This is a genomic window from Helicobacter burdigaliensis (assembly GCF_003670295.1).
GTDB classification, from domain to species: Bacteria; Campylobacterota; Campylobacteria; order Campylobacterales; family Helicobacteraceae; genus Helicobacter_D; species Helicobacter_D burdigaliensis.
This window is the reverse complement of sequence record NZ_QXJG01000009.1, coordinates 25,630-37,833: the sequence shown is the minus strand read 5'-3', so window position 1 is coordinate 37,833 and position 12,204 is coordinate 25,630. Positions and strand designations below refer to the sequence as shown.

General features: G+C 33.5%; 13 protein-coding genes. 8 read left to right on the top strand and 5 right to left on the bottom strand.

All coding sequences use genetic code 11. The annotated features are described in order from the left end of the window. Nucleotides 1-24 precede the first annotated feature (24 nt). Genes EBF09_RS04960 through selA form a run of 5 tightly spaced genes read right to left on the bottom strand, consistent with a single transcriptional unit; the run spans nt 25 to nt 5,903 of the window. A complete protein-coding gene (locus EBF09_RS04960; protein ID WP_121764031.1) occupies nt 25-441 on the bottom strand; it encodes a universal stress protein in 417 nt (138 codons plus the stop codon). 49 nt (nt 442-490) lie between these two features. Further along, nucleotides 491-1,723 carry a molybdopterin molybdotransferase MoeA gene (locus EBF09_RS04955; RefSeq protein ID WP_232817661.1) on the bottom strand — a complete coding sequence of 411 codons (1,233 nt, stop codon included), beginning with the start codon at nt 1,721-1,723 and terminating at the stop codon, nt 491-493. Between the two features lie 12 nt (nt 1,724-1,735). Then, on the bottom strand, nt 1,736-2,734 hold the full coding sequence (locus EBF09_RS04950; RefSeq protein ID WP_121764030.1) for a nitrogen fixation protein NifS: 999 nt from the start codon (nt 2,732-2,734) through the stop codon (nt 1,736-1,738). Then, complete coding sequence (gene selB, locus EBF09_RS04945) at nt 2,728-4,557, bottom strand: selenocysteine-specific translation elongation factor (protein WP_121764029.1); 1,830 nt, start codon at nt 4,555-4,557, stop codon at nt 2,728-2,730. The genes EBF09_RS04950 and selB overlap by 7 nt, the downstream gene beginning before the upstream one ends. A gap of 2 nt (nt 4,558-4,559) precedes the next feature. Continuing rightward, complete coding sequence (gene selA / locus EBF09_RS04940) at nt 4,560-5,903, bottom strand: L-seryl-tRNA(Sec) selenium transferase (protein ID WP_121764028.1); 1,344 nt, start codon at nt 5,901-5,903, stop codon at nt 4,560-4,562. A gap of 276 nt (nt 5,904-6,179) precedes the next feature. On the opposite strand from selA, the gene EBF09_RS04935 reads away from it, so the two are divergent. From EBF09_RS04935 to hemB, 8 genes are all read left to right on the top strand, one after another. Then, nucleotides 6,180-6,398, top strand: coding sequence for a hypothetical protein (locus EBF09_RS04935; RefSeq protein WP_121764027.1), 219 nt, complete (start codon nt 6,180-6,182; stop codon nt 6,396-6,398). Between the two features lies 1 nt (nt 6,399). After that, entirely contained in the window at nt 6,400-6,888 is a 489-nt protein-coding gene (locus EBF09_RS04930; RefSeq protein ID WP_121764026.1) for a 3-isopropylmalate dehydratase small subunit, read from the top strand. After that, nucleotides 6,889-7,956 carry a 3-isopropylmalate dehydrogenase gene (gene leuB, locus EBF09_RS04925; RefSeq protein WP_121764025.1) on the top strand — a complete coding sequence of 356 codons (1,068 nt, stop codon included), beginning with the start codon at nt 6,889-6,891 and terminating at the stop codon, nt 7,954-7,956. A 2-nt stretch (nt 7,957-7,958) separates the two neighbouring features. Beyond that, nucleotides 7,959-8,210: a tetratricopeptide repeat protein gene (locus EBF09_RS04920; RefSeq protein WP_198672541.1), complete on the top strand. Its 252-nt coding sequence runs from the start codon at nt 7,959-7,961 to the stop codon at nt 8,208-8,210. After that, nucleotides 8,201-8,581, top strand: a complete 381-nt coding sequence (locus EBF09_RS04915) for a CiaD-like domain-containing protein (protein ID WP_121764024.1) — start codon at nt 8,201-8,203, stop codon at nt 8,579-8,581. The genes EBF09_RS04920 and EBF09_RS04915 overlap by 10 nt, the downstream gene beginning before the upstream one ends. 265 nt (nt 8,582-8,846) lie before the next feature. Then, the gene (locus EBF09_RS04905; protein ID WP_121764022.1) at nt 8,847-9,524 is read left to right on the top strand and encodes a response regulator transcription factor; all 678 of its coding nucleotides are present in this window, start codon (nt 8,847-8,849) and stop codon (nt 9,522-9,524) included. Beyond that, nucleotides 9,521-10,774, top strand: coding sequence for an ArsS family sensor histidine kinase (locus tag EBF09_RS04900; RefSeq protein ID WP_121764021.1), 1,254 nt, complete (start codon nt 9,521-9,523; stop codon nt 10,772-10,774). Before EBF09_RS04905 ends, EBF09_RS04900 begins: the two co-directional genes overlap by 4 nt. Continuing rightward, on the top strand, nt 10,767-11,735 hold the full coding sequence (gene hemB, locus EBF09_RS04895) for a porphobilinogen synthase (protein ID WP_121764020.1): 969 nt from the start codon (nt 10,767-10,769) through the stop codon (nt 11,733-11,735). The genes EBF09_RS04900 and hemB overlap by 8 nt, the downstream gene beginning before the upstream one ends. Nucleotides 11,736-12,204: the final 469 nt, after the last annotated feature.

The window sequence follows — 12,204 nt, the reverse complement described above, 5'->3', positions numbered from 1 at the left end:
TCCAAAACCCTACCTAAAAGATTCCTATTTTACGATTAAAATAGGAATGGGTGATTTTTCAGAAAAGCTATTTTGGTTGCTTGAAAATACCTTATTCCAAAAGCTATCTTCACTTTGCCCAATCACTAATAAATCAAAATCTTTTGCATAATTTAGCACCTCTACTACAGCCTCACCCTCTAGGAGTTTTTGCTCGATATTTACGCCCTTATCTAAAAAGATCTTGCTAAAATCTTCTAAGAGTTTATCGCTAACTTCTGCTTCCTTTTTCTCTATTTCTTCATAGGCTGCAAGTGCGGCTTCTCCATAGAGCATAATGGGAGTTTTTACATGGATTAGCGTAATGGAGCAATCCTCTCTATCTCCAAAAAAATTTACAATAAAATCTGCTGCTTTTTGACAAGCCTTAGTATCATCCACTGCAAAGAGAATCTTTTTCATTTTTACTCCTTTTTAAGCAAACATTTATTTTATAAAAATAAGCTTAAATCTAGTTTATAAAATTGCATTTTTTATCACCAAAAATAAGCTTAAAAGGAAGCACTTGTATTACTTTGTTAGCCTCACCACATAAAAAGTCTTCACCAAAAATAGCAAGTGCATTACTAAGATGGAGTGGGAGAGTTTGTGAAGAACCATATTTGCCTTTTTGCGTAAGTTTAAAGCCCTCATTATTAATAATTCCTAGCATTGCGTCCATTCTGTTTTTTAGAGTAAATTCTTCATAAATTTTTATAGGAATGCTTTGTAAAAAATGTGCTCTAGCACCGCTAAGATTTTTTAAAAATGGCACAATTAAAAATCTTAAAAGCACAGCTCCAGCAAGGGGATTCCCCGGAAGTGCTATAATAAATTTATTTTGCATTTTGGCTACCATTATAGGCTTTCCAGGGCGGATTTTAATGCTTGGGATTAAAAGTGTGGCGCTTCTTTGCAAAATCTCTCGCATAAAATCAGCTTCCCCCTTACTTGCCCCTCCGCTTGTGATAATCACATCATAAGGGCTTTGTAAAACTTTAGAGATTTTTTCTTTATCGTCTTTTAGCACCCCTCCATAACTAGCATTCATTCCAAAGCTTTTAAGTGTAGAAACAATCATTGTGGCATTAGAATTGTGGATTTGATGGGAGCTTGAAACTTCCCAAGGCTCTTTTAGTTCATCTCCACTTGCAAACACTCCTATTTTTAGCTTCTCATATACACTAACATGGCTAATCCCTTGTGTTGCAAGAAGCATAAGTGCATTTTCATCTAGCTCTTCTCCTGCTTTTAGTAAAATTTCCCCTTTTGTGATTTCTTCGCCCTCTTTTCTAATGTTATTCCAAATTTTTCCTTGCTCTTTTACAAAAATAGAATCTTTATTAGAAAATCCACCTTCAATCTCTTCAAAAGGGACAAGACTATCCGCACCCTCTGGCACTTTAGCCCCTGTCATAATCTTCACACACTCATCCTCTTTTAAAAGAATTTCTTTCTTGTCTCCTGCAAAAATGCTTTCTTTTATTTTTAGTTCCCCTTGTGCTTTATGGCTAAAAGCAAAACCATCCATCGCAGCACTATTAAAAGAAGGCATAGATTTTTGACAAATTTGATCTGTGGCAAGATAGCGATTTTGTGCTTCTAAAAGCGGTAGAATTTCTACATTTGGCTTAGATTCCACACTCTCTTCTAAAACCTTAATTGCCTCTTGTAAACTTAAACTCTCTATTTTTTCTTGTGCCATTTTTTCTCCTTATTATTGCATTGCTTGAAATTGCTTGTATTTAAATGCAATCTTTTTAGCAACGCTTTGAATATCAAATTCCTTACAAAAACTAAGGCTTAAAAACTCTCTTGCTTCTTCTGTATCAAAGCCCATAAGACGCAACACAAAAGAGGGTTGCATAAAGCCAAAAAGACATTCTTGTCCATTAATACAAGAAATATCTTCTAGCATTAAAGCTTGAATGAGATTTCTTGCTTTATTGTCTTTGAGCCTTATAGCAAGGGTATTTTTGGGTGTTTTAAAGCTCAAAACTAGAGAATCTTGCAAAATATCTTTTAAGGCATTAAAAAAATCTGGTGCATAATCTTGTTTTAAAGGAGTGTGCTTTTTAATGGATTCTAAAAATGCCCTATAAAGTCCAAAAATCTCCAAATAAAGCTCATTAAAATCCCCAAAATCAGCACAAGAATGTGCCAAAATCCCAAAAGGATACAAAAGCCCCATACTTTCTCCATTGATTAAATATGCACTTGCTCCTTTAGGCAGGGGCAATGAAAGCGCAAGTGCATAGCTAATATCCCAAATACAAATTTTATCCTTTAGAGCTTCTTGTAAATGCAAATTTGAAGTTAAAATATCTTCATTAATACAGGGCAAAACAAAGCATTCTGCACCTAAAGTGAGTGCTTCTTGGATACAAATTTCTCCCTTTTCATAAGAGGGGATTAGAGGGATAATCTTATCTTTTTCTTCTAAGAGCAAATAAGCCTCATATAAAAAGCGGTGCGAGGAGAGAGCTAAGGCAACCTTGTATTTTTTAACAAGCTTTTTTAAAAGAAAATAAAAAGATTCCACACTAAAGCTAAAAGGCTTAGCGATTTTCATATTAAGCTCTTTGCAAAGCTCTTCATTTTCTGCTCTTATTTGCATTTTTACATTAGGATTTAGGAGCTTTGGGCGCACAAATTCCCCTCCAATAAGCCCCATAAACTCCCAATTTGTAGGTGGATTTTGTAAATAATCTAGCATATTTTTCCCTTAAAAGTGCGTTTGCCATTTGTGTTGCAAATATCTTCAAAACTATCTAAATAATCTAAATATGTGATGAGGTATTTTCGGCTAAGATTGAAATGATTTTTAAAATTGTTTAAATCTAAATAGCCCTCATCCTTAATAATCTGTCGCATTTTTTCTAGCAGTTGTGAAAGTGCATTTGCCTCAATAAAAAGCTTATGGCTTAAACGCAAGATTTTTTTCTCTTTTGTGAGTTTTTTATACACCTCATCGCCACTTTGTCTATCAATATCTAACAAATCATATAAATTATAAGGTGCAATAGGCTCATAGCCTTGATTTTTGATTTTTTCAAAGATTTGCTCATACAGATAGTCTTTGACATTTTTAGCTTTAAACTCCTTGCCTACATAAAAAGATTCTGCTTTTCTTAAAGTCCCTTTTTCTTCTAAAAAGTCCAAAATACTTTGTGCAAAGCTTTTAGAAATCCAAGATTGCTTTTGAGAGATTAAAGAAGCAGAAAGCAAGGCATTTTTATTTTTTTCTAAGATTTTTAAAATAATATTTTCCACGATTTTTTTAGAAGAACTAGGATAGAGAATAAGCTCTTTAGAATCTATAAAAATATCTTGAATCTTGCTTGCAATTTCTAAGGCTTTATTTTGCGAGACACCAAAGCGTTGCATTGTGCTAATAATCCCAAAACCTTTTTTATGTGCTTGTAGCATAATCTTAAAAGCACTTTCTAAATCATTTTCTTTTAATGCGTTTAAAAATTCTAATTTTTGCGATTTTTTCAAAGGATCAGCAATGGGTGCTAGAACACTCCCACCTCCTAGAGTTTGCTTATCATCGCGTAAAATAAACTTTTGCCCAAACACACTAAAAATAGGTTTATCTAGTTTTAATGTAGCAAGATTTTGCTCCTTGTCTAAAAAAAGCACTCTACATTCTGTGCGTAATGCACCCATATAGAGTTGCACGCTAGAGTTATGCTCTAAAGGGGCAAAAAGTTCTAGCTTTGCCTCTAAAATATCAAAACTTCTTAAATATCCTTTTTTGCTAAGCAAATCGCCTCTTTTTAGCTCATTTGCATTTACTCCACTTAAATTTAGTGCTATTCTTTGTCCGGGCTTTGCACTTTGCACACTTTGGTTATGGTTTTGGATAGATTTTATCCCTAAGGCTCTATTTAAATCACAACACCATATTTTATCCTCTAAATTCAAACTTCCATCTAGCAAAGTTCCGCTAACTACGCAACCTGCACCCTTAATGCTAAAGGCTCTATCTATATAATATCTAAAATATTCTAGCTCTTTTTTGTCTTTTTTCTTTAGATTATAGAGGGCTTCTTTTAGGCTTTGCACACTTTGCTTATCATAAATAGAAAAAGTAAGTATGCTAAAGGTTGCATCTTTAAAATCTAAAAAAAGCTTTTTTACCTCTTCTTTTAGAGATTCTAGGGTAGCTTTACTTACTAAATCTGCTTTTGTAATCACCACCAAAAAATCTTTAATCCCCAAAATTTTAGCGATTTTAAAATGCTCTAGGGTTTGGGGCATAATGCCTTCATTCCCTGCAATTACAAGCAAGGCATAATCTATCCCAAACGCCCCTGCTATCATATTTTTAACAAGCTTTTCATGTCCTGGAACATCAATAAAGGCTATATTCCTATCCTTAAAAGTTAAATTTGAAAAGCTTAAATCAAGAGTAATGCCCCTTTCTTTTTCTTCTTTTAGCTCATCCCCAAAAAACCCATTTAAAGAGGCAATCAAACTAGTTTTCCCATGATCGATATGTCCCATCGTGCCAATAATCAAATTGTCTTGCATTTTTAAGCCTTTATATCTTGCAAAAGTGCATTTTGGATTCTTAGTTCATCGCCTTTTAAAAGCGTCCTAGAATCTAAAATCACTTGTTCTTTTTCAATCCTAGCAATAATCCCAAAGCTCCTTAAATGTGCTTCAAGAATCTTTGCTTTTTTATAATGCAATGCTACTCCATAGGAGCTAAAAGGCTTATTTGGCATTGCACCTCCACCGCTATAAGTTTGTGTAGTGATGATTTTAGGATTAAAGCTATTTGGGATAAATTTTAAAAGATTTTCGCATTTTTGTTTCAATATTTCTTTAGACAAATTTAGCATACAAATTGTAGGGATTTTATCGTATTTTTCTTCTAAATACGCACTAAAAATCGCCTCTAACAAGCTAAGTGTAACCTTATCCACCCTAAGCATTCTTAAAAGTTGATTTTTCTTTAGCTCTTGTATATATTTTTTCTTTCCAAAGATAATTCCTGCTTGCACCCCTCCTAAAAGCTTATCTCCACTAAAGCTAACAAGTGAGGGTTTTAAAGAGGCTATCTCTTCTAAAGAGAGTTCATATTTTGAAAGTTGTTTGCAAGCATTTTTAAAAAATCCACTTCCTAAATCATAATAATCTAGCAAATTATGCTCTTTTGCTAGATCTATTAGCTCTTTATAAGGAACTTCTTTGCTAAATCCTACAATTTCATAATTAGATTTATGGGCTTTAAAAAGCATAGCTGTATTTTGATTAATCGCTTCTTTGTAATCTTTTAAATGCGTTTTATTAGTCGTGCCTACTTCTTTTAAAATTGCTCCTGAATCCTCCATAACTTTTGGGATTCTAAAGCTTCCACCAATCTCAATAAGCTCTCCACGCGATACAATCACTTCTTTATTTTTAGCAAAAGTATTCAGGATTAAAAACACAGCAGCAGCGTTGTTATTCACCACAAGCACATCTTCTGTGTCTAATAGATTTTTCAAAATCTCACTTAAATGGATATAGCGTTCCCCTCTTTCTCCTTTTATCGCATCATATTCTAGATTATTATAAGAAGTTAAAAGGGGCTTGACTTCTTCTAAAATCTCATTTGAGAGAATGCTTCGTCCCAAATTTGTATGCACGACAATCCCCGTGGCATTCACAAGGGGTTTTAGGGATTTTTGCTGTTTGGTTTTTATGATTTTTTGAATGCACTCTATACACTCTTCTAGGCTCTTTACCTTTTGTGTGGTAAGCAATTCTTGCTTATAAATGCTTAAAAATTTATAGATTGCCTTTTTTAAAAGCAAGGTGTTAAACTGCCTTAAATCCTTATGTGTCAAAAGTTTATCCACTTTTGGGATTAATCGTAAGATTTCTTGCATAGATTGCCTTTATCGTTAAAGAAATATAAAACAATAGCAAACAATGCCTTAAAATATTAAGATAATTTCCCTTTTGTCGTTGTTAGAGTTAAGACTTCCTTTCTCTTTATTGCAAAACCCACCCTTTATTATTGCAAGGCGCATTATGCCAAAACAATCATCCACTAGAATCCAAAAAATAAATGCGATTTTAACTTTGAATAAAATTTAGAGTTTTAAGATTCTGTGTTATAATAACAAGCTTTCAAAATAAATGCCAAAATATAAGGATGGGAGATGAAAATTATCTCACAAGCTAGTCAAGAAGTCTTGGTAGAACATTGCAAAATTACTAGTGCAGAAAATTTAATTTTAAGTATTGAACATTCATTATTAAGTGCAGATGTAGAGCCACAGCGTGTATTCTTTTTAGAAGTTCCACAAGAATTTAAAAAAAGGCTTTATAGCAAAAATTGGTATTGGAATGGCACAAAATTACAAGTTTATGAGGAATAAAATGCAAGGAAAAGTTTGGAAATTTGGGGATAATATTGATACAGATTTGATTATTGCAGCGAGATATTTAAATACAAGTAATGAAAAGATTCTAGCTTCTCATTTAATGGAAGATGCAAGGGCGGATTTTGTGAGCTTAATTCATGAGGGGGATATTATCGTAGCGGGAGAAAATTTTGGTTGTGGTTCTAGTAGGGAACACGCACCTGTGGCCATCAAAGGAGCAAAAATTAGTGCAGTAATCGCAAAAAGCTATGCAAGAATCTTTTATCGCAATGCCTTTAATACAGGGCTTCCTATCTTAGAAATCAAAGAAGTAGATGAAATCAAAGAAGGCGATAGATTAGAAATCAACCTAGAAGCGGGTGTGATTAACAATCTCTCACAAAATACAACTTATCATTTTAGCCCCATACCTGCTTTTATGCTAGAGCTTCTAAAAAGTGGAGGCTTAATCCCCTATGCCAAAACACAAACAAAGGACAAATAAATGGCACAATACAAAATTGCACTTATAAAAGGCGATGGAATCGGACCTGAAATCATCAATGAAGCAGTAAAAGTTTTAAAAGTAGTGGCAAATAAATTTAATTTTGGCTTAGAATTTGAAGATTATCTTATGGGTGGGATTGCTTATGATTTAACCAAAAATCCACTACCCGATGAAACAATAAAAGGGTGCTTAAACGCAGATGCTACACTCTTTGGTGCGATTGGTGGGGTAAAATGGGACAACTTGCCTAGAGAATTAAGACCTGAAAGCGGACTTTTAAAGCTTAGAAAATCCTTAGAAGTTTTTGCGAACTTCCGCCCTGCTATGGTTTATGATGAACTCATTAATGCTAGCACATTAAAAGAAGAAGTGATTAAGGGTGTGGATATTTTAGTAGTAAGAGAGCTAATAGGCGGAATCTACTTTGGCACACCAAAGGGCAGAGAGCAAAATAGAGCCTATAATACAATGGTGTATAGCGCTGATGAGATAAGACGCATAGCACACATTGCATTTAGTGCAGCACAAAAGCGTAATAAGCGTGTTTGTTCTGTGGATAAGGCGAATGTGCTTGATGTGAGCCAACTTTGGAGAGAAGTAGTAAGCGAAGTAGCAAAAGAATACCAAGATGTAAAGCTAAGCCATATGTATGTGGATAATGCCTCTATGCAATTAGTGCGTAATCCAAAGTATTTTGATGTGCTTTTAACAGAAAATTTATTTGGCGACATTTTAAGTGATGAAGCAAGTATGCTAAGTGGCTCTATTGGACTTTTACCTTCAGCTTCCATTGGGACAAAACATGCAATTTATGAGCCTATACATGGAAGTGCACCTGATATTGCAGGATTAGGAATCGCAAATCCTATTGCCACCATCTCAAGTGCCTCTATGATGTTACGCTATTCTTTAAAAGAGGAGGATGCAGCAAATTGCATAGACAATGCGATTAAATCAGCATTAAAAGAAGGTTATCGCACTAAAGATATTGCAGAATTTGGTGCTAAAACTCTTTGCAACACAGAAGAAATGGGAAATATTATCGCTAAAATGTGCGAGGAATAATTTTGAAAACTTTTACTCTTGCAAGCATTTATGAACTACAAGGACATCGCCACGAGGCAGCACAAATCTATGAAGAAATCTTGCAAAAAGATCCTTCAAACTCTGAAGCTAGAGTGGCTTTGCTTAGATTAAGGAGTAATAGGAAAAATTATGGCAAACCAGGTAATGAGGCTATGCTAAATCTTTTTATACAAATGGATAGCTCCATTGAATACAATGAATTTGAAAGGTGGTTACTACAATTATGGAATTAAAAGAAGCAATCCTCCAAACTCTAGCAGAAATTGACACTAATAATAGCCAAGAGCCCATAAAAGAAAGAGATGCACTGCTAGAAGTTTTACCCCAAGATGAGATTTTAGAGCAAAAACCCCAAGAAAAAAATCCATATGAGCGAAAAATTGCAAAGCTAGATTTGAAAAATACAGAAGAACTCAAAGCTGAACTTATAAAACTCTATCAACAAGAAGAGGTTTTTTTAAATTCTTTGCAGGAGAGAATTTTGGTTTTGTTTGAAGGTATGCAATCCCCAAATAATAGAAATATCGAAGATAAGGTGGATATTATTTTAAACTTTTTAGAGTTTGTTTTAGCTATTATTGATGAAAAAAGGAACAATTTATGAGAAATTTAAATCTATTTACTTTTGATTTACTTTATCATTTTATAATTTCAACATCTCAATCGGATGAGTTGAGATACAAGCAAGACTTGAAGTCAAACTTGTTTATTCCTTTGTTTGTAAGGATGTTTCATCCACTCCTCCTTTGTTTAAGGACACTTAGTGTGAGTAAGTTCTTTGAAAATATTGTCAAATTTAGTAGGCATCTTCCCATATTATTTTTTAACCCCCTAAAATACCCAATCCTCCTTTTTAAAGGGAAGATGCCATGCTAAAAGTGTTGATGATAGAAGATGATTTAGAGTTGGCGACTATTCTTAGCGAATATCTCGAGGCTCATAATATAAACATAACAAATTATGATGAACCCTATACGGGTATGAGTGCAATTAACACTCAGCATTTTGACCTCCTTCTTTTAGATCTAACACTCCCAAACTTAGATGGTCTTGAGGTTTGCAAGAAGGTTGCAAAGGAAAAAAGTATCCCAATAATAATCACTTCTGCTCGGCACGATATAGATGATAAAGTGCTTGCATTAGAATATGGAGCTGATGATTACATACCAAAACCCTACGATCCTAAAGAATTAATCGCTAGAATCCATAGTGTTTTAAGACGCTACAACAATAAAAATTCACAACAGGAAAATAAACTTTCTATTGAACCTTTTAAATTAGATAGAGGAAGTAGAGAAATTTATTTAGGCACAGAATTATTAGATTTAACCAAAGCAGAATTTGAAATTTTAAGTTTTATGCTAGAAAATAAAAATCAAGCTCTAAGTCGTGAAGCAATTGCAGGTCAAGCAGAATCTATAAATCCAGATAGCACCAATAAAAGCATTGATGTGATTATGGGAAGATTGCGTTCTAAAATAGAAAAAAATGGAAAAAAATATATTGTTTCTATCCGTGGCGTAGGATATAAATTGCAATTAAAATGATTAGAAATTCTATTGTTATTAAAATTACAATCTTATTTATAGCCGCAATCGTTGGGCTTAGTGCATTTTCTTATTATTTTATCCGCGAAGAAATTAATAAAGAAATTGCGGATAATCAACTGCGTTATAGTCAGTTTTTAACCACCATTAACCAACTTGTGCGATTTGGAGATAATGTAGATCTTATTGAAAAATATCTTTATGAGCTAGGATTGACAAAAATCACAAACACACACACGCTAGAAAAATTCCAACATCAAGCATTACCCAACTTAAGTAGCGGAATCGTCGCAAAAATCATTAAAGAAGAAGAGGGATTTTATCTTTTTTTGCAAACTCCACAAAACTGGAAAGTTTATGGAGATATTCATTCGCATAATCTTATTAATTATTACATTATTACTTTTAGTGCTTTTTTGATTGTAATTTTTCTATTTGTTTTGGTTATTAAAAGTATTTTGCCACTTAATATTTTGCGTAAAAAAGTTAGAAGATTCGCAGAGGGGCAACAAGACATCTCTTTTGCTATTCCACAAAATGACGAGATAGGAGAACTTGCAAGAGAATTTGATAATGCGGCTATAAAAATCAATGCCCTAAATCAATCCAGACATCTTTTTTTACGCTCCATTATGCATGAACTAAAGACACCCATTACCAAAGGAAGAATTACTGCTGAAATGATTGATAATCCCCTCTATAAAGAACGCTTATGCTCTGTATTTGAACGCTTAAATTCTTTAATCAATGAATTTGCAAAAATTGAAGAACTAAGCTCTAGAAATTATTGCCTAAACAAACAAAACTATACACTCAAAGAAGTCTTAGATAAAGTCTTTAAAATGCTTCTTATTGAAGAAGAACAAATCCCTTTATTATTCACGATGCCAAAAGACACCTATTATCTTAGATGCGATTTTGAAATGCTAGCACTCGCGATTAAAAACCTTTTAGACAATGCTTTAAAATACAAAACCGAAGGATTAGTAGAAATCAAAACAGAAGAAAATGATTTATTAATCACAAACTTCGCCCCACCTTTGCCCTACACTCTAAAAGATCATTCTAAACCCTTTTTTAAGGATAAAAATTCTAGCAAAAATGGTGGCTTAGGACTTGGAATCTATATTATAAAAAGCACTCTTGAAGCACAAGGATTGACTTTAGATTATCTCCACAAAAATAATCAAAATATTTTTAGCATTAAAGGAGTAATATTCAAAAAACAAAAAGGAATGAATAATGTTTAAAAGACTAAGAAGAATGCGACTAAATCCAAGCATTAGAGAACTTGTAAGCGAAACCACTCTAAACACAAAAGAGCTTATCTATCCTCTTTTTATCACGCATGGAACGGGCGTGAAAAATGCGATTGAAACTATGCCTGATGTTTTTCAGTTAAGCATTGATGAAGCACTTAAAGAATGCAAACTGCTAGATACTTTAGGGATTAACGCGATTATACTTTTTGGGATTCCAGCTTTTAAAGATAGCATAGGCAGTGAAGCCCTAAGTGAAGAAGGGATTGTAGCAAAAGCCACAAGAGCAATCAAAAAAGAATTTCCCTATTTTCTAGTGAGCGTGGATTTGTGCTTTTGCGAATACACAGATCATGGACATTGTGGGATTTTAGACCCAAAATTAAATAGCGTAGATAATGATTTAACACTAGAAATTTTAAACAAACAAGCACTTATTCTAGCTCAAAGTGGGGCAGATTTAATTGCTCCTAGCGGTATGATGGATGGTATGATTATCTCGCTTCGCACACATCTTGATACAAATGGTTTTAGCCATCTTCCTATTATGAGTTATTCTACAAAGTTTGCAAGTGGTTATTATGGACCCTTCCGCGATGTGGCACAAAGCACACCAAGCCATGGCGATAGAAAAAGCTACCAACAAAATCCCGCAAATCGTAGAGAAGCTATTTTAGAAAGCTTAGAAGATGAGGCACAGGGGGCAGATATTTTAATGGTAAAACCCGCTTTAGCATATCTTGACATTGTTCGCGATATTAGAGAAAGAACTTTATTACCTCTTGCTGTTTATAATGTAAGCGGAGAATATGCGATGTTAAAATTTGCCCAAAAAGCAGGGCTTATTGATTATGAAAGGGTACTTTTAGAAACTATGATAGGCTTCAAACGCGCAGGAGCTGATATTATCATTACCTACCATGCTAAAGAAATTGCAAATTTATTAAAATAATATTTGTAGATTTTTAGGTTTAGGGGGTTTATTTTATTGTTAAAATGAAGTTTTAAAACAAAGCCCAAAGAAGCCAAATAACTTCTTTTGACTTTTTATGAATAAAACTCTTAAAACTAATAAACCACAAGAGGGTTCTAAATGGGAGAAAGAACCCTCATATAGTTTATTTATACTTTTTGTCCTTGTAAAATCTAAATTGCTTACATTGTCTTTGCAAAAGTTTATGCCCTGCTTTGTCATTGCGAGATTTGCAAAAATAAATCGTGGCAATCTAATTATCAAATTGCTATCACAAACAAATACAAACCAAAGAGTCTTTATTGCAAAAGAATTCTCGTGGCGATTTCCAAAGGATTAACTGCTTGCAGTTTTAGGGTTCCCACTCTTTTCTAAGAGAATTACTTTTGAATAAAGACTTAGTAGTGTGTTAAAGAATCTAAATTTATTTTCTTAGATTCTTTAGAGT

Coding starts and splice junctions, on each gene's coding strand:
- selA (WP_121764028.1), bottom strand. CDS start 5,903: ATGCAAGAAATCTTACGATTAATCCCAAAAGTGGATAAACTTTTGACA.
- EBF09_RS04950 (WP_121764030.1), bottom strand. CDS start 2,734: ATGCTAGATTATTTACAAAATCCACCTACAAATTGGGAGTTTATGGGG.
- EBF09_RS04955 (WP_232817661.1), bottom strand. CDS start 1,723: ATGGCACAAGAAAAAATAGAGAGTTTAAGTTTACAAGAGGCAATTAAG.
- selB (WP_121764029.1), bottom strand. CDS start 4,557: ATGCAAGACAATTTGATTATTGGCACGATGGGACATATCGATCATGGG.
- leuB (WP_121764025.1), top strand. CDS start 6,889: ATGGCACAATACAAAATTGCACTTATAAAAGGCGATGGAATCGGACCT.
- EBF09_RS04905 (WP_121764022.1), top strand. CDS start 8,847: ATGCTAAAAGTGTTGATGATAGAAGATGATTTAGAGTTGGCGACTATT.
- EBF09_RS04900 (WP_121764021.1), top strand. CDS start 9,521: ATGATTAGAAATTCTATTGTTATTAAAATTACAATCTTATTTATAGCC.
- EBF09_RS04930 (WP_121764026.1), top strand. CDS start 6,400: ATGCAAGGAAAAGTTTGGAAATTTGGGGATAATATTGATACAGATTTG.
- EBF09_RS04915 (WP_121764024.1), top strand. CDS start 8,201: ATGGAATTAAAAGAAGCAATCCTCCAAACTCTAGCAGAAATTGACACT.
- hemB (WP_121764020.1), top strand. CDS start 10,767: ATGTTTAAAAGACTAAGAAGAATGCGACTAAATCCAAGCATTAGAGAA.
- EBF09_RS04935 (WP_121764027.1), top strand. CDS start 6,180: ATGAAAATTATCTCACAAGCTAGTCAAGAAGTCTTGGTAGAACATTGC.
- EBF09_RS04960 (WP_121764031.1), bottom strand. CDS start 441: ATGAAAAAGATTCTCTTTGCAGTGGATGATACTAAGGCTTGTCAAAAA.